Origin of the sequence: Pseudidiomarina sp. WS423 (assembly GCF_050750165.1) — a bacterium.
GTDB classification, from domain to species: Bacteria; Pseudomonadota; Gammaproteobacteria; order Enterobacterales; family Alteromonadaceae; genus Pseudidiomarina; species Pseudidiomarina fusca.
On the sequence record NZ_JBOJLN010000007.1, the window covers coordinates 1 to 22,634 of the forward strand.

Genomic DNA, 22,634 nt, shown 5'->3' on the forward strand with positions numbered 1-22,634 from the left:
AAAAGATCGCGAACGGCTGCCGGCTACCCATCACACAAACCTTTCTAAAAAATAGAATTAAACAGTCTATAATTGCCGATATTAATTTCAATAAATGAGACTAAAATAACAGATGTAACTTGGAGACTGACTATGCTCAAGAACTCAATACGTAGCTACGGCTGGGTGGCAATTATCATGCATTGGTTAACAGCTATGATGGTTTTTGCCTTATTCGGCTTAGGCTATTGGATGTTAACACTGGGCTACTACGATGCCTGGTATCGATTAGGCCCATGGTGGCATAAATCATTTGGCATGACGTTGTTATTGCTCACCATCTTTAGGCTGACCTGGAAACTTACGCAACCAAGACCCACAGCTATTGGCAAGACGTTTGAGCAAGTAGGTGCCAAGTTAGGACACGCACTGATTTATGCATTGTTGTTTATCACCATGATCAGTGGTTACCTCATTTCAACGGCGGATGGGCGTGGAATCTCGGTGTTTGATTGGTTTGAAGTACCAGCCTTGATCACCTCCATTCCGCAGCAAGAAGACATCGCTGGACAGGTGCACTGGTATGCCGCACTGAGTCTTGTGATTATAGCGATTGGACATGGTCTAGCAGGCTTAAGGCATCACTTTATTTATAAAGATGAAACCCTAAAGCGCATGCTGCGACCATTAAAAGATTAATTAATAACGGAGATTTATCATGAAAAAACTTTTGTTAGCCACGATTATGTCAGCTACTTTTTTAGCAGCAGCTCCGGTGCAAGCCGAAGACTATGTGATTGATACGGGCGGTGCTCATGCATTCGTACAATTTAAGGTTAGCCACTTAGGCTACAGCTGGTTGCTCGGTCGGTTCAACGATTTTGAAGGAACCTTCAGTTACGACGAGGCCAACCCTAGTGCAGCCAAAGTTAATGTAACTATTGACGTGGCAAGCTTAGACAGTAATCACGCCGAGCGTGACAAGCATTTACGCAGCGCTGACTTCTTTAACGTTGGTAAATACCCGCAAGCTAAGTTTGAGTCAACGAGCTACACTGCTAATGGCGACGGTACCGGTGTTTTGAAGGGTAACTTTACTTTGCACGGTACCACTAAACCCATTTCAATTGATGTGACAGAAATTGGCGCTGGGCAAGACCCTTGGGGCGGATTCCGTCGCGGGTTTGAAGGGGCGGTGACAATTACTCCAGCGGATTTTGGTATGGACTATGATTTGGGTCCAGCATCTGAAACCGTAGAAATCTATTTGTCGATTGAAGGTATTCGTAAATAATAGCAATGACAAAAAAGGGCAGTAACAACTGCCCTTTCATTCAATGATGCAGTGCTTAAGATGAGTGCTGTAGCCCTTCGCGATAGGCACGTAAAGCAGCGTTGGTATCGCCTAAGGCATCATAGGTTTGAGCCAGATCGAACCATACTCGCTGCGATGGTGCTAATTCAGTAGCTTTACGCAATGCCCGTTGTGCTAACGAGTAGTCTTTGCTGAGGTAGGCCATCTGACCTAAAGCTTGCAACAGCAGCGCGTCATCGGGATGTTGTTTTAATTGCTGTTGTAACCATTCCCGTAATTCTGTGCCGGCAACCAATAACTGACGCTGCAGTAAGTCCGCTAATTCTAACTGTCCACGTTTTAACCCACGAGCAGCTATTTTATCGGCAGCAGTGCTTTGTTCGAGCTTAATCAGTGTCTGTAAGTAAGCCGTCCTGATCGCTGTGGTGGCACGTTGTTCTTTGCTTAAGCTTTGCCAATATTGGCGTAATGAAGGTAAGCTTAACTTCGCTGCGGCTAGCATCAAGGCTAAGTATGTTTGCTCAGTAAGCTCCGCAAATTCGGTAGCGCTGAACAAATTTAATTGTGCTGCAGTTGGCAATAAATCAGAAATTTCACGGTACTTATGTAAGTTGCGGTAACTCAAAATCGCTAACTTAACGAGCTGCGGGTGATGAGGATACTGCTTCAATAAACCGGCTAGCTCGGTTATTCGACTACTTGCATTAGCAGGATCTGCCCGTAAAGAAAATAACATCTCCGCTAAGCGCAAATCATCGGTACGGCCAGTCTTATTGAGCCAGTCTTGGGCTTGGTTTAAATCACCTAATTGGGCTGCGATGTATGCTGCTAATAAGGCATCTTGCTGATCTTTGCCAAGCTGATAACAACGATTGATGTTGCGTGAAGCTAGCACATAGTCGCCTTGTAGCAGTGCTTCAAGGGCGTCAGTATAGGCGTCACCAGCTTTGGCTTCACGGCGTCTACCAAACCAACTCATACCCCAGCTGGTACCGCGAATGACCCGGCGAATGCCAGCTAAAAGTAGCCGTAGCACTAAAATCAATAAGGTTAGGATAATAACGGCCGCAACGATACTGGTCTCGATGGTCCATTGACCCAAGCTGATCAGAATGTAACCGGTGTTGCCTGACCACAGAGGGCCTATCAATAACCCTGCAATCAATAAAATAATCAGCGTTAGCGCAAACCTCATAACTCCTCCTCAGCGGTTTGCCCTACGGCATATTGCTCAGCTAATCGGGAAAGGAGAGCAACAGCAGGTAACTGAGCTGGTAGCTCAGGCTGCAATTTGGCTTCTTGTAAGGTCATCAATTGCTCGAGGATAGGCTCAATGTCGGCATTATCGCTGATCTCGGTGATAGTTGTGAGTTGCTCGATTGCAGTGGCTAGGGCCTGCTCAAAAACCTGCTGCGAGCCGCTCAGAGCAGCCTGCTGGGCTAGTTGCAGCTGCAGTAACACGCGCTCTTTGCTGGCGGTAAAATAGGTATCGGCAATTAAAGGCTGCACCGGGGTATCACGACGTTGCACCCGAATTAACTTATCCATAAGTGCCGTGAAACTTTGTTTAAAGCGTTGCCAGCCACTGGCAGTGGCATCGTTCCCAGAATTGCTAACACCAGCTGTAGGCTGCTGATACCAGTGACTATGCTGTAGTTGATTGCGTAAACTTCCTAGCGTGAGCGTGATGCTTTCGCTTTGTTGCGCTGGCAGTGAGCTTAAGCGCAAAATATCATCTGCTAAGGCTTGACGAACCGCTTGATGAGCGGGATTACTCAATGCTCGCAGGTGCGAATCGGCGAGCTTTAATAACTCAACTGCAGCAGCAATATCTTGTTCTATCCACAACTTACTTGCGGCGCGTTCCGCTAGCGCCCGTGCTTCAAAAATTCGCCAGCTTGATTGCTGAGTGATATCCAGTTGCGCTAGTTCGGCTTGCACAGAACGAACGGCCATTTGGTTACTTTCTAAGAGGTCGGCTTGTTCGTTAAGAACTCGTTGTAGCCCGCGATTGGATTGTTGGATCTGCTCGTCAACAGTGGCTTTAAAGGTATCATTTTGGGATTTTAGATCTTGCTGTAACTGGCTAAACTGTTGCTCTAGTGTGGAATATTGGCGAGTTAACTCATGCAGTTGCTGTGCTTGTTTAAGCACGACCACCTGATAACCATACCAGAGTGCAGCTCCTGCGGCTGCAAGCACCAGCACTGCGACCAACCAGCCCATACCACCGCGCCGCGGCTTACTCGTAGGTGTGGTGGTCTCGGTAGGGTTATCGATATCGGTAGGACTATCAATTTCAGCTACCGCATCGGTATCCTTGGTTGATTTGGTTGGCGTCATAGAATGGTATCCTGTTGGTTCTTAATGGCTTTTACCCAAGCCTGAGTGAGAGCAAAGGGAGTAGCGCTATCAGCAACTACACATGCTCGTTGGTAGGGAGCAGGTAGCATGCGTGCTAACCGCTCACTAGCGACAACCCAATAACATTGGGCTAACCAAGTTGATGCAGAGCTGGGCATCGCAGTAAGAAAATAATCGAGCTGCTCGGCACTGGTGACCATAATGCCCTGTACCTGAGTTTGCCACTGGGTAATAAGCTGCGGTTTAATAGCTACGGGAGTGCGTTGATAAACTTCCAAATAGTGTACGTCGGCACCTCGTGCGCGTAAGGTCTCCGCAAAGACCTCGCGGCCACCATGTCCGCGTACTAGCAACCAGCGTTGGCCAGCCACCTGCTGTAGCTCCGGCAACTCTAGTAAAGCATCACTATTGTGTTGCCGCCATGGACAAGTAACAGGTCGGCCAACGGTTGCTGCAATAGCTGCGGCACTAGTCGGGCCAACGGCAAACCAGCGAGCCATCGGCACCGGGACATCGGCAGCCCATGCTTGTTTTTGTTCTGCAAAATAGCGGGCAGCATTTACGCTAACCATCAACCCGGCATCCCAAGGTTCAGCCAATAGTTGCACGTAACTGCTGTTGGGGTCGTCATAGCTACTAATTTTCACCATGCTAAAGCATTCTGTCTGCAAGTCGCCTAGCTCGAGCTGTTTAGCTTGTTGCTGTAAGCGCATTTGCACAGGTTTGGATTGCTCGTCAGGGCGTAAAATAAGTAGCTTATGATTCATGAATGTAGCTCGTTCTCAGCGTAGACATCTTTCAGGATGACATCAGCACCGCGGGATAACAAATATTCCGCTAGTTCAATGCCTAATTGCTCGGCATCATCACGCAGACCGCGAATGTCGCCTTCAATGATCTCGCTACCATCAGGACGCCCCACCAAACCCCGTAAATGCAGTTCGTCGCCATGCAACTCAGCATAGGCACCGATAGGTACTTGGCAACCACCTTGTAGGCGTCGATTCATCGCCCGTTCTGCTAACACGCAACTACGAGTGTCGGGGCAGGTTAAGGGCGCTAAAAGTTCTTTGGTACGAGCATCATCACTACGGCATTCAATGCCTAACACGCCTTGGCCATTAGCGGGTAAACAGGTTTCTGCCGGAATTCGCTGGCTAATACGATGTTGTAGCTCCAGCCGGATAAGCCCTGATGCGGCTAAAATAATGGCATCAAATTGGCCTTCATCAAGTTTGTTCAAGCGGGTCTGCACATTGCCACGTAAGTCTTTGACAACCAAGTGAGGAAACTGTGCCAATACTTGGCATTTGCGGCGCAAGCTGCAGGTGCCGACCACGGCTCCTTCAGGAAGCTGATCAAGGCTTGCATAGGTATTTGAGACAAAGGCATCTCGCGGATCTTCGCGCTCACAAATACCAAAGAGCTCAAGCCCTGGTGGAAACTCCACCGGTAAATCCTTCATAGAATGCACAGCTAAATCAGCATGGCCTTCTAACATCGCCACTTCAAGTTCTTTGACGAAGAGGCCTTTACCACCAATTTTGGCCAGCGGTGTATCTAAAATCACATCACCGCGGGTGCTCATAGGTAATAACTCAACCGTGAGCCCTTCGTGCAGGGCCTCTAAACGTGCTTTAATGTGTTCTGCTTGCCACATTGCCAGCATGCTTTTACGTGTAGCAATACGTAGTGTCTCACTCATCCTTTATCCCCACATCCTGATTAGCTTAATGGAGCTAGTGTCACGTCAGTTTCAGCTTGCTTGCTGGCTGCTTCACTCAATAATTGCCACAATTCAGCACCCGTCCGGTTATCAATCCAGACACCATCACGATACTCAAAATGATGACCATTAAATTTGGTTGCAACCCACAACTGCTGTAGGGGTGGCTGCTTATTAATCACCATTTTCGTGTTATTAGGAAACGTCAGCTCCAGAATATCTCCGCCCGATTCAGTATCTATGTCTACGTGGCAGGCTTCAACAGCCTCTTCAATAGCTAAAATAGTAGCTTCTGCTAATTCATGATAGTCGTGCTCTTGCATGTCCACTCCTAATAATGACATTTGTGCGTCTCAATGCGATGATAGACACCATACGATTTATGACCCAAATAAAGTAGGTACAGTTTACCGATGTTTAATCTGAAAGTAATGCGTCTGATCATTGTAGCAGGATCGCTGACGTTGGTCGCCTGCGGACAAAAAGGTCCGCTTGAACTACCGCCACCGGCTGAGCCTAATCAAACACCAGTAACCACAGCTTTGCTACAGGATAAAAGCCAATGAGTTTTGATTACCTGCAGCAGCAATTACATGCGGAACAGTGTCCGCTCAATGAGCTGGCTGAACGTTTTGGTACGCCATTGTTTGTTTATTCCAAAGCTCAGTTGCTGGCTAATTGGCAGCAATTCGCTAAGGTCTGGCCGGCACCTCACCGACTCTGTTATGCGGTTAAGGCTAACAGCAACTTGGCTATTCTTAATCAACTGGCCAAACTGGGCGCAGGTTTTGACATAGTCTCAGGTGGTGAGCTCGCGCGCGTATTGGCTGCAGGTGGACGCGCTGATAGCGTCGTTTTTTCTGGCGTCGCAAAAACGCGGGCAGAAATGCGCTATGCTCTAGAGCAAGGCATCTACTGTTTTAACGTGGAATCGGCGGCAGAATTAGAACGTTTGAATGATGTCGCCGCGGCGCTGGATAAGGTGGCTCCGGTCAGTCTGAGGATTAATCCGGACGTGGATGCGCAAACCCATCCTTATATATCAACGGGGCTAAAAACCAATAAGTTTGGTATTGCCATGACGGATGCGGTCGCTTTGGCACGGCATGCGGCAAGCCTAAAGAATCTTGATTTAAAAGGCTTGGATTGTCACATCGGCTCGCAAATTTTAAAAGCCAGTCCATTTCTTGATGCCGCTGACATCATGCTCGATTTAATTCGCCAGTTACGTAGTGAAGGCATTCATATTCGGCACTTAGATATGGGCGGTGGTATGGGCATATCCTACAACCATGAACAGCCGATGGATGTAAGTGATTACTTACTTAAGTTGCAGCAAAAAGCTCAAGATGTGACCGATTTGACACTGATGTTAGAGCCAGGTCGAGCGATTGTTGGTAACGCTGGCGTTATGCTAACTCGGGTTGAATTTAATAAACCAGGTTTGGATAAGAATTTCTTATTGGTTGATGCGGGAATGAATGATTTACTCCGCCCCGCGCTGTACCAGGCCTATCATGACATCATCCCGGTTCGCCAAAGTGATGCTGAACCCAGTATCGTGGATGTGGTTGGGCCGGTTTGTGAGACCGGTGATTTTCTTGGCCACGCTCGTCATATTGCCGCAGTTGAGGGGGATGTCTTAGCTGTCTTAAATGCCGGTGCTTATGGCTTTACTATGAGCTCCAATTACAACTCTCGTCCGCGTGCAGCTGAAGTGCTGGTGGATGGTGATCGTGCCCATTTAATTCGTGCGCGCGAGCCTTTAGAGCAGCTATGGCAGGGCGAACAGCTGGTGGAGGAGTCTCGATGAATTTCTCCAAAATGCATGGTTTGGGTAATGATTTTATGGTGATTGATAATGTCACCCAGAATATTTATATCAACCCAGAAAATATCAGACATTGGGCCGATAGACACCGCGGTGTGGGTTTTGACCAAATGCTCTTAGTTGAGCCACCGTACGATCCGGATTTAGATTTTCATTACCGAATCTTTAATGCCGATGGAACTGAAGTATCCCAATGCGGTAATGGCGCTCGTTGTTTTGCGCTGTTTGTAAAAATGAAAGGATTGAGCCACAAAAACCATCTGAAAGTAAGCACCAAAGCCGGCCGCATGGTCTTGCATCATGAGCGTGATGGGCGTATCACCGTAGAGATGGGCTTACCACAATTTGCGCCAGCTGAGGTTCCCTTTAAAGCGAATAAAGAAGAGCTAACCTACATTCTACGCGAGCAAGACCAAACGATTTTGTGTGGGGTGATGGGCATAGGTAACCCGCACGCAGTTATTGAGGTGGATAACGTACAAACCGCCCCGGTAGCAACGCTGGGTCAGGCGCTGGCAACCCATGAGCGCTTTCCAGAAGGTGTGAATGTGGGCTTTATGCAGATAATCGCTCGTGATCGTGTGCGTTTGCGCGTGTTTGAGCGCGGCGTTGGCGAAACTCAAGCTTGTGGCAGTGGTGCTTGTGCCGCCGCCGTGATTGGTATGCGTCAAGGCAAATTAGATGAACAGGTTACAGTTGAGTTACCAGGTGGTAGCCTCTCAATTCGCTGGCAGTCAGGTCAGACCGTACGTATGACGGGCCCCGCGGAACATATTTATGATGGATATTTAAAGCTATGACAGGTGAGTTAATCAAGGATCCGAAAACATTAGTGGATGATACGCTGATCGCTGAATATTTGGCTGAAAATCCAGATTTTTTTGAGCGTCATCCGCAGTTGCTGCAGCACATGCGGCTACGCCATGAGCAACAAGGTACCGTAAGCCTGGTTGAGCGTCAGCAACAAGTATTGCGGCAGCGAGTTGGTCAGCTCGAAGATGATATTACCGAATTGATGATCACGGCTAAACGCAATGAGCAACTCTTTAATATCTACAGCGAGCTGTATATTGCTTTACTCGATTGTCACAGCTTGGCCGATATCATGAATTGTCTACAGGCTACCTTTGCCGAGCAGCTCAACATGCCGGCAGTGAGCTTGAAATTCTTCGCCAGCCCACTGCCCCTACCAGAGCAATTCACTTTTATTGCTGACACTCACAAACAGTTACTAAGTAAGCGTTTTAATGACACTAACTTGTACTTAGGTCGCCTCACTGAAAGTGAGCAACGGTTGCTGTTTCCTGAGCAAGCCATTGCTTCAGTGGCGCTACTGCTCTTGGGTGAACAAGGCGAATTAGGCATGCTGGCTATAGGCAATCAAGATGCCAGCCATTTTCAGCCAACCATGGATGCGGTGTTGATTAATCAATTACGCCATTTATTGAGTAAATTGCTGCCGCCTTTACTACAGCACCAAACGCAACCGGGCCAGGAATAATGCAACTCAGTGCGCTCAAACATCGGTTTATTCATCACTTAGCCGGCGAGCGCGGATTAGCTCAACATACGCTCAATAGTTACGACCGCATTTTGGTGGAAGACCTCAATAGTTTGGCTGAGCAACGGATTGAGCAAGCACAACAACTGCAATTACCAGTATTAGAGCGGTTATTCATTAGCTGGCGTCGCCGAGGGCTTGGTGATGCATCGCTAGCTTTACGGTTAGCCGCGTGGCGTACTTTTTGTGATTATTTGCTTCGCGAAGGTGAACTACAGGATAACCCGGCCAAACAACTGAAAGCTCCTCGTGCGGCCAAGCGACTGCCAAAGAACCTTGATATCGACAGCATTAGTCAGTTATTGCAACTACCACAAAATGAGCCTTTGGCGCTGCGTGATGCTGCCATTATGGAACTGCTGTACTCCAGTGGCATTCGTTTAGCTGAGTTGGTGGCACTAGATGTTGATGCCATTAATCCGCGCCATCGTGAGCTGCGGGTCTTTGGTAAAGGGAGTAAAACTCGGATTGTGCCTTACGGACGCTGCGCCGCAGCTGCACTTGAGCGCTGGTTGCCGGTACGGACACAGTGGCTGCAAGGCAACTTAACTGAGCTTGCTCTGTTTGTTACCCAGCGGCAAACACGAATGAGCCCGCGGACAGTGCAGCAGCGCTTGAACTATTGGGGCGAACAGCAAGGACTAAAAGGCTCATTGCATCCGCATAAGCTGCGTCATTCGTTTGCGTCGCATATGTTAGAATCAAGTGGTGACTTACGTGCTGTGCAAGAATTACTAGGGCACGCAAACTTAAGTACAACTCAGGTTTATACCCATTTGGATTTTCAGCATTTAGCCAAGGTCTATGACGGAGCCCACCCGCGCGCCCGCAAAAAGTAGTCATTCAAGTAAGGAATAAATAATGCAGTTTTATCGACGACTGTTACCTGTTGCAGCAGCTAGTTTTGATCTGGATGATACCCTCTATAACAACGTGCCAGTGATGCAACGCGCCGAGCAAGCCGTTCGAGATTATGTGGTACGTGAATTCCCTCAAACAGCTACCTGGCAGCCGCACGACTGGGCTCAATTACGCCAACAAATCATGCAACGCGATGTTCGTTTAGCCAGCGATATGACCCAACTTAGACTAACTGCTCTAGCCGCGGGGCTGGCGCACTTTGGCGTGCCAAGTGCAGAAGCAGAAGCGGGTGCTACTGCAGCGATGGCCGAGTTTATGCGGTATCGTAATTTGGTTGAAATTGATCCCCAAGTACATCAGTTACTGGCACAATTGAGTGCCAAGTTACCCGTAATTGCGATAAGCAATGGTAACGTGAATGTGACAGAGATCGGCCTAGCTCCTTATTTTCAATTGATACTACAACCTAATGCAGAGCTACGCGGAAAACCATTTACCGACATGTTTGAGGCCGCCGCTAGACAGTTTCCAGAACTACATCCGCAGCAGTGGTTGCACGTTGGTGATAGCCCCTACGCCGATGTTTTAGGGGCGCACCGAGCGGGTTGGCAAAGTGCCTGGTTTACCGGTGGGCTTGGTCAAGCTGAGCATTTGCGAGTGCTGCCAACGCTTGCTTATCAGCGCCTTGAAGACCTAGCGCAGCATTTATTAAAGTAAGTTGCTTCGCTAAATAACTGGTTGCATATACAGTATTAGAAAACTAAACTGCCGCAAGCGCCAGTAATTTTCATTTTAATAGATACCTAAGCTCGGATAACTTTATGACTCAGCACCCTTTACTCGCCCAACTTAATGACAAGCAACAACAAGCAGTAGCTGCGCATGAGCGGCACATGCTAGTTCTTGCTGGCGCGGGGAGCGGTAAAACCCGGGTGCTGGTACACCGAATCGCTTGGTTGCTGCAAGAGCAGCGGGTATCGCCCCATAGCATCATGGCCGTTACTTTCACCAATAAAGCAGCCGCAGAAATGCGTGGACGGATTGAGCAGATTTTAGGTAATTCTGTACGCGCTATGTGGATCGGAACCTTCCACGGGCTAGCTCATCGTCTTTTACGCGCTCACTTTATGGACGCTAAGCTGCCGCAAAATTTCCAGATTCTTGATAGCGATGACCAGCAACGATTGCTTAAACGTATCATTAAAAATAAAAACTTAGATGAAAAACGTTGGCCAGCTAAACAAGCTCAGTGGTTTATCAATGCCAAGAAGGACGAAGGATTACGTCCGCACCATTTGGATGGCTTTGATTTTAATGAGCGCACCTTTAAAGAAATCTATGAAGAATATCAAATAGCTTGTGACCGCGCGGGGCTGGTGGATTTTGCCGAGCTATTATTGCGAGCGCATGAACTGCTGCGCGACAACGCTATTGTCCGGGAGCACTATCAGCGCCGCTTTCGACATATTTTAGTGGACGAGTTTCAAGACACCAACTCGATTCAATACGCATGGATTAAGTTACTCTCAGGGGTTAGTAACAGCGCTGAAGCTACCAATTATGTCACCATTGTCGGTGACGATGATCAGTCTATTTATGGCTGGCGGGGTGCGAAAGTAGAAAATATTCAGCAGTTTTTGCGGGACTATCCAAATGTACTAACCATCCGCTTAGAACAAAACTACCGTTCGTCCAATAATATTCTCCAGGCTGCCAACCAAGTGATTGCCAACAATAACGATCGCTTAGGTAAAGAATTATGGACCGAAGACGGAAGTGGTGATGCGATAGATCTTTATGCCGCTTTTAATGAGATGGACGAAGCACGCTATGTTGCCGGACAAATCGAGCAGTGGCATGAACAAGGCCATGCCCTGCAAGATGTCGCGATTTTGTATCGTAGTAATGCGCAATCACGGGTAATTGAAGAAGCTTTATTGCATGCGCGTATTCCCTACCGAATTTATGGCGGCTTGCGATTCTTTGATAGACAAGAAGTCAAAGATGCGCTGGCTTATTTGCGGCTGTTAGCCAGTCGCAACGATGATGCGGCACTAGAGCGCGTGATCAACACTCCCACGCGAGGTATCGGCGATAGAACTCTGGCCATTATTCGTGATGGGGCCCGAGCTCGTGGAACCACCATGTGGGATGCGGCCAAGCAATTGGTGCAGGAGAAGATTCTCAGTGGTCGCGCCGGTAATTCCGTTCAAGCGTTTTTAGATTTAATCGATCGATTAGAAGACGATGTCAGTGACTTTCCGTTAGGACGACAGGTCGATACTATTATCAAAAGTTCCGGTTTGATGGCGATGTATCAAGCTGAGAAAGGTGAAAAAGCTGAAACGCGGGTCGAAAACTTAAAAGAGTTAGTGAATGCCTGCGATAATTTCCATGCTTTTGATGAGCAAAACAACGATGAAAATATGACGCCGCTGAATAGTTTTTTGGCTCATGCAGCCCTTGAATCAGGCGATGAGCAAGCGGAAGAACATCAAGATGCAGTGCAATTAATGACCCTGCATAGCGCTAAGGGCTTAGAGTTTCCGTTGGTGTTTATGGTGGGTGTAGAAGAAGGCCTATTTCCATCGCAGCAGTCTTTGGATGAAAGCGGACGATTAGCTGAAGAGCGTCGGCTTATGTACGTTGGCATGACCCGCGCGATGCAAAAATTAGTGATTAGCTATGCTGAACAGCGACGTATTTATGGGCAAGAGTTCTTTCATAAAGTAAGCCGTTTTGTGGGTGAGATGCCTCCCGAAACCCTCCACCATGTTCGCTTACAAAGCCGAACTCAGCATCACAGCCCTGCACTTGGCCGCTTTCATAGTGGCGCCAGCCATGAGACCTTTGAGCAAACGGGCTATGAGCTAGGACAGCGCGTACGACATCCTAAATTTGGTGAGGGTACCGTGCTTAATTACGAAGGCGTAGGAGCCCAAAGCCGCATTCAAATTAACTTTGATGGCGTAGGCTCCAAATGGTTAATGACTGCCTATGCTCGTTTAGAGCGGTGTTGATGTACCAGTGAGTCAAAACTATACAGCGCCAGTGCAGCCCAAATAATGCCAAAGGTGACCAGTTTATCTGACGCTAACGGCTCGTGATAAACCCAGACAGCGAGAATAAACATCAGGCTTGGCCCTATGTATTGAAAAAAGCCTAAAGTGGAATAGCGGATCCGCTGTGCTGCTGCCGTAAAACAGAGCAGCGGCGCGGTAGTTACCACTCCTGCCGCTACCAGTAGACTGTTGATTTGCCAGCTATTGTCGAGCATGTTCACGTTATCTGATTGAGCGAAAAAGAGCATATAAACCAGTACGATAGGTAACAAGATCACAGTCTCTAGCCACAGCCCAGTAATAGAATCTATCGGAAGGCGCTTACGAATAGCACCGTAAATAGCAAAACTACCCGCTAAGATAAGAGCCACCCAAGGTACCGAACCAAACGATACCACTTGAATAAACACCCCAGTAAAAGCTAACCCTATCGCTACCAGCTGTAAGCGCCGCATCCGTTCGGCAAAAAACGCCATGCCGATAGCCACATTAAGCAATGGGTTAATGTAATAACCTAAGCTGGCATCTAAAATGTGGTCGTTGTTGATCGCCCAGATAAAAAGAAACCAATTACCGCCCAGTAAAAAGGTCGCGACAGTAAGACGCAACATGTGCTTGCGATTCTGTAACACGGGTTTGAGCCGGCCACCACGACGCAAGAGCAGAATAAGCGCTAACACCAGAACAAATGACCAAATAATACGATGGCTAACAATTTCTATCGCCGGCACACTCTCGAGGGCTTTGAAGTAAACCGGTGCAATGCCCCACATGGTATAAGCAGCAATAGCAAATAGCACGCCCTGGCGGCTACGTTGGGTGGTCTCAGTCATTATGGTCGGATCTCACATTCGTGCGATTTTTAATCAGATGGTGGCGGAATATCACGGAAAAAGGCCTGTGCCGGTAGTGTTCAGCGACAGGGATGCATACAATAGAGCTATCGTTCATTGCCGTCAATTGGGGCCTTTATTTTGTCATCTTCTACGCTGTCACAACTTCTTGCCGAAGTGTTTGGTTACACCAAATTTCGCGAGGGCCAAGCGCAAGTGATGCAGGCGGTGCAAGAGGGGCATGATGCTTTAGTGCTGATGCCCACTGGGGGCGGTAAATCGCTGTGCTATCAATTGCCAGCGCTGGCTGCGGAAGGGTTGACGGTTGTTATTTCGCCGTTAATTTCACTGATGCAAGACCAAGTTGAGGCCCTTCACGCAATGGGTGTGGCGGCAGCCGCGTTGAATAACAGCCTCACCCCTGAGCAAAATGCAGAGATTTATCAACAGCTACAGCAGCAACGGATCAAGCTTTTATATGTAAGCCCTGAGCGCGTGATGCAGCCCTTTTTTATTAAACGGTTGCAAGAATGGCAAGTCGCCTTTGTAGCCATCGACGAGGCTCATTGTATCTCCCAGTGGGGGCACGATTTCCGTCCCGAATATGGCCAGTTGGGGCAATTAAGAGAAGCTCTACCACAAGTGCCATTTATGGCACTTACAGCCACCGCCGATGCCGCCACCGAGGCAGACATCATTTCGCGCCTTCGGTTAAACCAGCCGGAAGTGTACAAAGGCTCGTTTGACCGCCCTAACATTCGCTACTTAGTGGAAGAAAAATTCAAGCCTTTCAAGCAGGTACGCGACTATATTGCACAGCAAAAAGGCGCTTCAGGCATTGTTTACTGTGGCAGCCGCAAAAAAGTAGAAGAGCTAGCTGAGATGTTGCAGCGAGACGGTTTGCGTGCAGCAGGCTATCACGCTCGCATGGACCATGATGAACGCGAACGGGTGCTACGTGGGTTTGTGCGTGACGACATTGATGTGGTTGTGGCAACCGTAGCTTTCGGTATGGGTATCAATAAACCCAACGTGCGGTTTGTCGTGCACTTTGACATACCGCGCAGTGTCGAGGGTTATTATCAAGAAACCGGACGAGCCGGACGTGATGGCTTACCCGCTGAAGCAATGCTGTTGTATGCACCAAGTGATGCGGGCTGGATTCGCTCAGTGATTAATGATCATCCGGATGAAGATCGCAAGCGGGTAGAGACTCATAAATTCCTCGCCATGCAAGCCATGGCCGAAGCACAAACTTGTCGGCGCTTGGTGCTGCTAAATTACTTTAACGAATACCGTGATAAGCCCTGCAATAACTGTGATATTTGTTTAGATCCACCACGTCAATACGATGGGACAGTGGACGCACAAAAGGTACTTTCGTGTGTTTATCGAGTGCAGCAAAGCTTTGGTTCTACTCATGTGATAGACGTACTACGTGGAAGCAAGTCACAGCGGTTGATGGATCTTGGGCATGATAAGCTCTCTACCTACGGTATAGGTGCCGAGCATAGCCAAGAGTACTGGCAAGCTATTATTCGACAACTGGTGCATCGAGGTTTATTAGTCCAGAACGTGCAACAGTATGGCGTGCTACAACTCACTGAAGCTGCACGTCCCGTTTTACGTGGTGAAATTGCCCTACAATTAGCTGAACCAAGAATCAACTTGGCCACGAGTAAGCCACGAGTGGCTGATAGAGGCGATTATGACAAAGTCTTGTTCCGACGCTTACGCGCACTTCGTAAAACGATTGCTGATACCGAAGGGTTGGCACCTTATATGGTCTTTAATGATAATAGCTTGGTCGAAATGGCGATAGAATACCCCACCACGGCTGGCGCTATGCTCAACATAAGTGGGGTGGGTCATAAGAAGCTAGAGCGCTATGGCGATGAGTTTATTGCTGCCATTACCGCCTATCTAGATGCTGATGATGAACCTATCAGTCGCTTTTAGTTAGGCGGCTGGCGCCATATAAAAATGCCACAACTCTAATATCACAGGCACCACAGAAAGCACTAAGATAAGCGCCATAGTGATATTGAACAGACGTTGCATCAGCGGGTTGGTCAGCACTTTACGTAAGAGCGAACCAAAGACCAGCCAAATACCCACGCAGGGAAACGCCATCAATAAAAACGCCAAAGTAATAGCTAATACTTCCATGAACGGAGAGCCTTGTACCGTAGTAAAGGCTGCAACGGCACCGGTGGCCATCACCCAAGCTTTCGCATTAACCCATTGAAACAACACAGCCTGCCAAAAACTGAAAGGTTTTTTCTCACCACGTTTGATAGCTTGTGGCTCGGCACTAGCAATATGCCAAGCTAACCAAATGAGATAAAGCACGCCTAGCACTTTAATCAATTGGTGCAGATTAGGGAACTTATCAAAAATCACCCCAAAGCCAAGCCCAACTAAGAGCACCATCAATGGGAAGCCAAAACAAATGCCAAGAAAGTGCGGCATACTGGCTTTAATGCCATAGTTCATGCCCGAAGACATGATCATCACATTATTTGGGCCGGGAGTGATGGTTGTAGAAAAGGCAAAAAATAAGACGGCGATGAAAATTTCAAACATAGTCCGAGTGCAATCTAGTCATGGATGATGCTGTCATTTAATAGTAGTTTGCCAATAAAGCCAAGATCCCAAGCACTAATTTAGACTATTCTTGCTGCACGAGCGTCATCCTCTCACGTGAGCTTGACGACAACCGCATGCGAGGTACTATAAAGTTGAGCCCTCATGATGAACAAGGACCCAAATGAGCCAGGACAATCATTGGCAGATTATTAAGCTTGCTGAATTTGAGCGACCAAGTGCTCCAGCAAGCACACGGATTGAGCAACTGGTGCAGCACTTGCGCAATCTTTTTCCTAGCTCAGAGCAAGGTACAGAAGAATCTGAGGCAAAAGACTTTCCTGGCTACCGTGATTTTGACTTAGCTCCGGCCGCTGATGCGCTAGATGAGGCGTGGCAAGAATGGTTGGCTAGTGACGGCACTGGGGTGAAGTTTTTGGTGAGCCCACCTTTTAGTGGCACCGCGGCAATTAGTCGAGCGTGGGCAGAACGTCACCAGTTACCTGTTTTACAAGCGCCGGAGGCTGAACTCTTTGCCGGTGTTGATATCGAGGCCTGGTGGCAACCGCAAGCAGCACCCGTGTGGGTGATTGATCATTTGGCTGATTATTGGCAGCGACAAACCAATGGCTTAGCTTTTATTCGTGCCCTGCTACCTAAGTTAATGCGCGGCGAGTTAGGTAAGGGAATCGTCGTGTGTGATAGCTGGAGCTTTGCCTTTCTACAGCGTGCTTGGCCAGTACATTTGCCACAGGTGTATTGTTTTTCAGCCGCAACAGAAGCGTTGCTGCAGCAAGTAGGTATTCAGGCACCGAGTAAACAACTGCGCGCATTGGCAGCACGAGCCATGGGAAACGTTGGGTTAGCACTAGCCTTATGGGCCGTGACACAAGATGATGCTAAAGATTTACCAGCGATGCCAGCTGATTGCGGTGATGCCAGTGCTTTTGTTCTATATGCACTGCTTCTTCACAACGGTCTGAGTGGTGCAGCCTTACAAAGCGTCCTTCCTACGTTGGCGGCAGACCAGCTGGATGTTCAACTACTGCAATTACAGCAAGCTGATCTGGTCGAGTGCAATCAAGGTAAGTGGGAAGTTACTGTTTATGGTTATTTAGCCGCGCGTGACTTTCTTAACAGTCGTGGTTATTTCATGGATGCGTTTTAAGTGCAAACGAGCATCCGCAATGGGTCGAACAGGATAATCTAACTCATGGAAACCGATAAAATACTGGGGCTCTTTAAAACAGTAACGAGTGCCGCTGTGATAGAGATTGCGATAGTGATTGCTGTCGCAGTGGCTATTATTTGGCTGAGCCAGCGCCTCTTACCTTGGTTAGCAGACCATTTACATGGTAAGCAGCGGCTGTTTGTTTTAGCTATGATCCCAACCCTTCGGGTGGTGGTTTTCATCTTAGCGGCCTTGTGGATAGTGCCGATGGTAATTGAAACCACCGTACAAAACATGGTGGCGATATTAGGCGCAGCTGGGCTCGCCATAGGGTTTGCACTTAAAGATTACGTGAGTAGCTTAATTGCCGGTATTGTCGCAGTTTATGAATTACCTTATCGTCCGGGCGACTGGATTGAGGTTGACGGCACTTACGGTGAAGTAAAACACATTGGTATGCGTGCGGTAGAGATGGTGACGCCAGATGATACCGTGGTGTTTGTGCCTCATTTAAAATTATGGAATAGCCTAATCCATAACGCTAACAATGGCGGGCCCAGCCTGATGGTGGTCACCGATTTTTATTTAGCCGCTAATCATGATGCGCATCAGGTTAAACAGCTGCTTGAAGATGTCGCTCTGACCAGTCCTTATGTGCAACTGAAGCAACCGATTGTGGTGATCATTCTTGAGAAGCCGTGGGGCACGCACTACCGTTTAAAAGCTTATCCGATAGATCCGCGGCAGCAATTTCAGTTCATGACAGATTTAACGGCGCGAGGCAAAGCTTGCCTACGCGCGTTAAATATTGAGTTTGCTAACCTGTCACCAGAGCACGCTGTTCAGGTAACCCCATAGATAACAAGTAGGGCAATGGCACCTGTTGGCGTGCGCTAAACTCGGCTTTGCTGTCTAGACCTTGCCAGTTAATTTCGATGAGTGCTTGCGCCACAGCACCACCAAGCCCTGCGCCTGGGCCTAACAGGATAAAGTGGTCAGGGGCAAATTCTTTCGCGGCCGTTTGTATCGCTTTGCTAAAATCGTAGGCTTCGGTGACTTGGTGCCCCAGTGTGTATTGCTGTAATGCCGCTTGATGAGTTACATGGGCAGGCCAGATCTGGCCGCGACCATCAATCAAGGGCGTTTGTGGAGCATGAAAACCCGCTGCTGGCCATTCAGCTAAAGCTTGTTGCGATGCCTGTTGCATAAAATGGGTATGAAATGCGGCGTGGCCTGGTAAGAGCATAGGAAAGCGCTCATCTAATCGAGGTAAAGCCGCCATAGCAGCACTGCAAGCAGCCTCGGAACCAGCTAACACGGCATAGCCGCCGTACTTTATCGACATTTTTAAATCACCGGCAAAACGCTCTAACTGCTGCGCTACTGCTGCTTGCTTGGCGGCACAAGGTCGCCACTGCTCATCGACGACAGGATAAATAAATTGCGCCCCAGCACCGCCAGCAGTTAACTGCGCCATGCGAGTTACTAAGCGTGTGCTGGTATTTATGTTCCAGCTTTCGGCGCAGGCCATGGCGGTGTACCAGCCCATTGAATTACCGGTGATAGCCACAACGTCAAACTGCTCGGTGTTAAGTGCTTGGTAATCTAAATAGCCACCGGCATAAATCAGTGCCGCCGCATGCTCCGGGCGCTGATGAAGCGAGCTTTTAAACAACGGCGCTTGGTCTAATTCGCTGACAGTTGCTAGATTGAGATCGGTGCGGGTGTGATCGATTTGCGCCAAGGTAGGTTGCAGAGCTGCAGGTAAGGCGCTGCTAATAGAGCCAAGCTCTGGCTTGTTGTAGGTACCGCGGCCAGGGCAAACAACCACTGCCGTTTTGCGAGAGTTAGTCATGATGTTGCTCCAGCAAAGCTAAGGCTTGAGTCACGATATCGGTGCACGAAGGCAATACGGTATAGGCTGCTGCACCTAATGGGATAAAGCTGTCAGCAGCGTTAAGGCGCTGGATATGAAAGTATCCTGGCTGATGTTCGTGCAGGGCTGTGAATAACTCTTCGCTTAATGACCCGCGACTACGACATTCATCCACAATCAGCACCTTTTTGCAGCCCGCTAGTGCAGCTATGATTTTATCTACGTGCAGAGGCACCAAGCACCTTAGATCAAGAACCCGAACCGAGTGCCCTGCTGCGGCTAGCTTGGCTTCAGCTTGACGGCTTAGATAGTAGCCGTTGCCGTAAGAAATAATAGCCAACTCGAGACCGTCTCCAAACACGGCTGGCTCGCCTAACTCTGGCACAGGATGCTGCGGGTCTGGATAATCACTTAGCCAGCCGTTATCACCCACTTGATGTAGATCGCGCGTCATATACAGAGCAATAGGTTCGAGCATGATCACCACTCGCTGTTCACGAGCTGCAAGTTGCACCGCTTGTCGCATCAATAATGCGCCATCACGACCATGACTCGGGCACAGCAAGATGATCCCTGGTATATCCCTAAACACCGCGAACGAATTGTCATTATGAAAATGACCACCAAAACCGCGTTGATAAGCTAAGCCAGCAATTCGGATCACCATGGGGTTGGTATACTGACCACTGGAGAAGAAAGATAAGGTGGCGGCCTCGCCTCTAATTTGGTCTTCAGCATTATGCACATAAGCCAAAAATTGAATTTCTGGCATCGCAATAAAGCCTTGTTGCGCCATACCTATGGCCAACCCGAGAATACTTTGTTCATCAAGCACGGTGTTAAGGACGCGATTGGGGCCAAAAGCTTCCATCAAATGCTGAGTGACGTGGTAAACACCGCCTTTTTTAGCGATATCTTCACCGCACATCACGATATTAGAGTATTGCGCCATTAAATCATGTAACGCCCAATTGATGTGCTTAGCTAAATGCTGGGGCTTGCCGACATTGTGCTTGTCCCACTGAAATAGCGCTTGGCGTTGTTCGGCTGGCGCTGGTTTTGGCAGCGCTTGCGACCGTGCTGGAGGCACGATGCTGGCCATCACTTCAGCGGCAGAATTGAGTTTAGGCCGTTGGCTTGCTTGCACCGCAATACGTGCAATACGTTGTTGCTGCGTTTGAATAAATGCACCGAGTTGATGCGGATCGAGTAATCCTCGACTAAGTATCGCGGCACAGCTATGCAGTAACGGGTCTCGTTCATTGTCTAGCGCAATTTCTTGCTTACTGCGATAAGCAACTTCGGCATCTGCGCCCGCATGCCCAAACAAGCGTACCGTGCGTAAATGCAAGATGGCAGGTTTGCGCTTATTGCGTACGTAATCGGCCGCGGCCTGAGCCACCAAATAAGTCTCGGCAAGATTACTGCCATCAGCACTGAAATATTTAAGGGCTGGGCGCTGACTTAACTGTTGCTGAATCCATCCTCTGGGAGTGTGGGTGGAAATCCCCAAGCCATTGTCCTCACAGACCAGTAGCAGAGGCATCGGAATTTGTTGATAAGCGGCCCAACTGGCTGAATTGATCGCACCTAAAGCGGTGGAATGATTTGCTGAGGCATCCCCAAAACTGCAAACCGCGATAGCATCATGAGGCCAAGTGCCTTGGTGCGCTAAGCGTTTACTCAAGCCTAATGCAAAAGCGGTACCCATCGCCTTTGGCACATGCGATGCGATGGTACTTGTTTGCGGTGGTACGTTGAGATGCAAACTGCCAAGCACTTTATGACGACCGCCAGCAATAGGTTCATCAGCGGCTGCGGCAAAGCTGAGTAGCATGTCGTACAACGGAGTGGAGCCCGGTGCTTGCTTGGCGCGCTGAATGAAAAACGCGCCGCTGCGATAATGTAAAAAGGCCGGGTCGGTAACCCGCAAAGCTTTCGCAACGGCAGCATTGCCTTCGTGGCCGGCGCTACCAATGGTATAGAAGCTCTGGCCGGCAGCTTGCATTAAGCGAGACTGTAAATCTAATAAACGACTACTAAGCTGCGAATCAAATAAATCATACAGCTCGGCGTCACTCAACACACCACCAGCGGCGTGCGCCTGTGGCAGTTGGCCCTGCTCAATGCGCTGCAACAGTTCCGAGAGCCAGGGGTGCATAGCAGCCCGTGGCATGGTCTCTGAGGTCGACATGCAATTCTCCTACGCGTTACTATGGCTAGCTTGAATGAGTTGGTTAAGCGAACGCTTGTAACCCAGTTTGGGCGCGGCCAAGAATTAACGCATGCACATCGTGCGTACCTTCGTAGGTATTAACAGCTTCTAAGTTCATCACGTGACGAATCACATGGTATTCATCAGCAATACCATTGCCGCCATGCATATCACGAGCAACCCGGGCAATATCTAATGCCTTGCCACAAGAGTTACGCTTGATGAGCGAGATAGTTTCTGGCGGCAGCTGATCTAAATCCATCAAACGGCCAGCTTGCAGGCAGGACAACAGACCAATACTAATTTCAGTTTGCATATCGGCCAGTTTCTTCTGAATCAGCTGGGTAGCTGCAAGTGGACGATTAAACTGATGTCGGTCTAGGGTGTATTGGCGCGCTGCGTGCCAACAGAATTCAGCGGCACCTAAACTCCCCCATGCAATCCCATAGCGAGCTTTGTTGAGACACCCGAAAGGCCCTTTGAGGCCGCTTACATTTGGTAGTAAGGCATCTTCGCCAACCTCCACATTATCCATCACAATTTCACCAGTGATGGAGGCGCGCAGTGAGAATTTACCTTCTATTTTGGGTGCAGAAAGGCCTTTCATACCTTTTTCTAAAACAAAGCCGCGAATCTCACCATCTAACTTGGCCCATACCACAAAGACATCTGCGATAGGGGAGTTCGTGATCCACATCTTGCTGCCTTTAAGCACATAACCGCCATCAATTTTCTTGGCAGTAGTGCGCATGCTAGCCGGATCTGAACCCGCGTCTGGCTCAGTTAAACCAAAACAACCGACCCACTCTCCACTGGCGAGCTTGGGTAAGTACTTCATTCGTTGTTGTTCGGTTCCGTAAGCATAAATCGGGTGCATGACCAAACTCGATTGTACGCTCATCGCGCTACGATAGCCGCTATCGACGCGTTCTACTTCGCGGGCAATAAGACCATAACAAACGTAGTTAACTTCAGCGCAACCGTACTTTTCTGGCAAAGTAGCACCGAGCAAACCTAACTCGCCTAGTTCGTTCATAATCTCGCGGTCAAACCGTTCTTCGCGATTAGCTGTCAGTACCCGCGGCATAAGGCGCTCTTGACAATATTGGTGAGCAGTATCGCGAATCATGCGTTCTTCTTCAGTCAGCATGCTAGAAAATTGAAACGGGTCTTGCCAGTCAAAAGGAAAACGTGCCATGGAGAATCCTCTGTATTAATGCAAATTGGATAATAGCTATTAGATATTGGATATTA

The 22,634-nt window shown here is 48.7% G+C and carries 22 protein-coding genes; 12 read left to right on the top strand and 10 right to left on the bottom strand.

Annotated features, from left to right (window positions below; translation table 11 throughout):
- Positions 1–132 precede the first annotated feature (132 nt).
- On the top strand, positions 133–678 hold the full coding sequence (locus tag ACQ661_RS07570) for a cytochrome b (RefSeq protein ID WP_431668080.1): 546 nt from the start codon (positions 133–135) through the stop codon (positions 676–678).
- A 19-nt stretch (positions 679–697) separates the two neighbouring features.
- Positions 698–1,273, top strand: a complete 576-nt coding sequence (locus ACQ661_RS07575) for a YceI family protein (protein WP_313932908.1) — start codon at positions 698–700, stop codon at positions 1,271–1,273.
- Positions 1,274–1,328: 55 nt separating this feature from the next.
- Here ACQ661_RS07575 and ACQ661_RS07580 read toward each other — a convergent pair whose 3' ends face one another.
- From ACQ661_RS07580 to cyaY, 5 genes are read right to left on the bottom strand one after another with little or no spacing between them, the layout of a single operon-like run.
- The gene (locus ACQ661_RS07580; protein ID WP_431668081.1) at positions 1,329–2,489 is read right to left on the bottom strand and encodes a heme biosynthesis HemY N-terminal domain-containing protein; all 1,161 of its coding nucleotides are present in this window, start codon (positions 2,487–2,489) and stop codon (positions 1,329–1,331) included.
- Positions 2,486–3,637 carry a uroporphyrinogen-III C-methyltransferase gene (locus ACQ661_RS07585; RefSeq protein WP_153826311.1) on the bottom strand — a complete coding sequence of 384 codons (1,152 nt, stop codon included), beginning with the start codon at positions 3,635–3,637 and terminating at the stop codon, positions 2,486–2,488. Before ACQ661_RS07585 ends, ACQ661_RS07580 begins: the two co-directional genes overlap by 4 nt.
- Entirely contained in the window at positions 3,634–4,425 is a 792-nt protein-coding gene (locus ACQ661_RS07590) for a uroporphyrinogen-III synthase (RefSeq protein ID WP_431668082.1), read from the bottom strand. The genes ACQ661_RS07585 and ACQ661_RS07590 overlap by 4 nt, the downstream gene beginning before the upstream one ends.
- Positions 4,422–5,363, bottom strand: a complete 942-nt coding sequence (gene hemC, locus ACQ661_RS07595; protein ID WP_153826309.1) for a hydroxymethylbilane synthase — start codon at positions 5,361–5,363, stop codon at positions 4,422–4,424. The genes ACQ661_RS07590 and hemC overlap by 4 nt, the downstream gene beginning before the upstream one ends.
- 20 nt (positions 5,364–5,383) lie before the next feature.
- Positions 5,384–5,707 (bottom strand): iron donor protein CyaY, encoded by a 324-nt coding sequence (gene cyaY, locus ACQ661_RS07600; RefSeq protein ID WP_110076479.1) that lies wholly within the window; start codon positions 5,705–5,707, stop codon positions 5,384–5,386.
- A gap of 108 nt (positions 5,708–5,815) precedes the next feature.
- Here cyaY and lptM point away from each other — a divergent pair, with 108 nt between their 5' ends.
- The 7 genes from lptM to uvrD all read left to right on the top strand — a co-directional run bounded on the left by lptM (position 5,816) and on the right by uvrD (position 12,657).
- The gene (gene lptM / locus ACQ661_RS07605; protein ID WP_418055313.1) at positions 5,816–5,950 is read left to right on the top strand and encodes an LPS translocon maturation chaperone LptM; all 135 of its coding nucleotides are present in this window, start codon (positions 5,816–5,818) and stop codon (positions 5,948–5,950) included.
- Positions 5,947–7,197 (top strand): diaminopimelate decarboxylase, encoded by a 1,251-nt coding sequence (gene lysA / locus ACQ661_RS07610; RefSeq protein ID WP_153826308.1) that lies wholly within the window; start codon positions 5,947–5,949, stop codon positions 7,195–7,197. Before lptM ends, lysA begins: the two co-directional genes overlap by 4 nt.
- A complete protein-coding gene (dapF, locus tag ACQ661_RS07615; RefSeq protein WP_431668083.1) occupies positions 7,161–8,015 on the top strand; it encodes a diaminopimelate epimerase in 855 nt (284 codons plus the stop codon). Before lysA ends, dapF begins: the two co-directional genes overlap by 37 nt.
- Positions 8,012–8,716 (top strand): DUF484 family protein, encoded by a 705-nt coding sequence (locus ACQ661_RS07620; protein WP_110076476.1) that lies wholly within the window; start codon positions 8,012–8,014, stop codon positions 8,714–8,716. The genes dapF and ACQ661_RS07620 overlap by 4 nt, the downstream gene beginning before the upstream one ends.
- Positions 8,716–9,615 carry a tyrosine recombinase XerC gene (locus tag ACQ661_RS07625; protein WP_110076475.1) on the top strand — a complete coding sequence of 300 codons (900 nt, stop codon included), beginning with the start codon at positions 8,716–8,718 and terminating at the stop codon, positions 9,613–9,615. The genes ACQ661_RS07620 and ACQ661_RS07625 overlap by 1 nt, the downstream gene beginning before the upstream one ends.
- A gap of 22 nt (positions 9,616–9,637) precedes the next feature.
- On the top strand, positions 9,638–10,354 hold the full coding sequence (locus ACQ661_RS07630) for an HAD-IA family hydrolase (RefSeq protein ID WP_431668084.1): 717 nt from the start codon (positions 9,638–9,640) through the stop codon (positions 10,352–10,354).
- Between the two features lie 104 nt (positions 10,355–10,458).
- Complete coding sequence (gene uvrD, locus ACQ661_RS07635) at positions 10,459–12,657, top strand: DNA helicase II (RefSeq protein WP_431668085.1); 2,199 nt, start codon at positions 10,459–10,461, stop codon at positions 12,655–12,657.
- Here the strand turns inward: uvrD and rarD are convergent.
- Entirely contained in the window at positions 12,633–13,532 is a 900-nt protein-coding gene (rarD, locus tag ACQ661_RS07640; protein WP_431668086.1) for an EamA family transporter RarD, read from the bottom strand. The genes uvrD and rarD overlap by 25 nt on opposite strands.
- A gap of 141 nt (positions 13,533–13,673) precedes the next feature.
- Here rarD and recQ point away from each other — a divergent pair, with 141 nt between their 5' ends.
- Entirely contained in the window at positions 13,674–15,491 is a 1,818-nt protein-coding gene (gene recQ, locus ACQ661_RS07645) for a DNA helicase RecQ (RefSeq protein ID WP_228759483.1), read from the top strand.
- Here recQ and ACQ661_RS07650 read toward each other — a convergent pair whose 3' ends face one another.
- Positions 15,492–16,118: a LysE family translocator gene (locus tag ACQ661_RS07650; RefSeq protein WP_153826304.1), complete on the bottom strand. Its 627-nt coding sequence runs from the start codon at positions 16,116–16,118 to the stop codon at positions 15,492–15,494.
- A gap of 184 nt (positions 16,119–16,302) precedes the next feature.
- Here ACQ661_RS07650 and ACQ661_RS07655 point away from each other — a divergent pair, with 184 nt between their 5' ends.
- Together ACQ661_RS07655 and ACQ661_RS07660 are read left to right on the top strand one after the other, a co-directional pair.
- Positions 16,303–17,286 (top strand): hypothetical protein, encoded by a 984-nt coding sequence (locus ACQ661_RS07655; RefSeq protein WP_153826303.1) that lies wholly within the window; start codon positions 16,303–16,305, stop codon positions 17,284–17,286.
- A gap of 45 nt (positions 17,287–17,331) precedes the next feature.
- On the top strand, positions 17,332–18,147 hold the full coding sequence (locus ACQ661_RS07660) for a mechanosensitive ion channel family protein (RefSeq protein WP_110076468.1): 816 nt from the start codon (positions 17,332–17,334) through the stop codon (positions 18,145–18,147).
- Here the strand turns inward: ACQ661_RS07660 and ACQ661_RS07665 are convergent.
- From ACQ661_RS07665 to ACQ661_RS07675, 3 genes are read right to left on the bottom strand one after another with little or no spacing between them, the layout of a single operon-like run.
- Entirely contained in the window at positions 18,107–19,144 is a 1,038-nt protein-coding gene (locus tag ACQ661_RS07665; RefSeq protein WP_431668087.1) for a malonyl CoA-ACP transacylase, read from the bottom strand. The two genes, ACQ661_RS07660 and ACQ661_RS07665, sit on opposite strands and share 41 nt — an antisense overlap.
- Complete coding sequence (locus ACQ661_RS07670) at positions 19,137–21,359, bottom strand: thiamine pyrophosphate-dependent enzyme (protein WP_313932918.1); 2,223 nt, start codon at positions 21,357–21,359, stop codon at positions 19,137–19,139. Before ACQ661_RS07670 ends, ACQ661_RS07665 begins: the two co-directional genes overlap by 8 nt.
- A 43-nt stretch (positions 21,360–21,402) precedes the next feature.
- A complete protein-coding gene (locus ACQ661_RS07675; RefSeq protein WP_110076466.1) occupies positions 21,403–22,578 on the bottom strand; it encodes an acyl-CoA dehydrogenase in 1,176 nt (391 codons plus the stop codon).
- Positions 22,579–22,634: the final 56 nt, after the last annotated feature.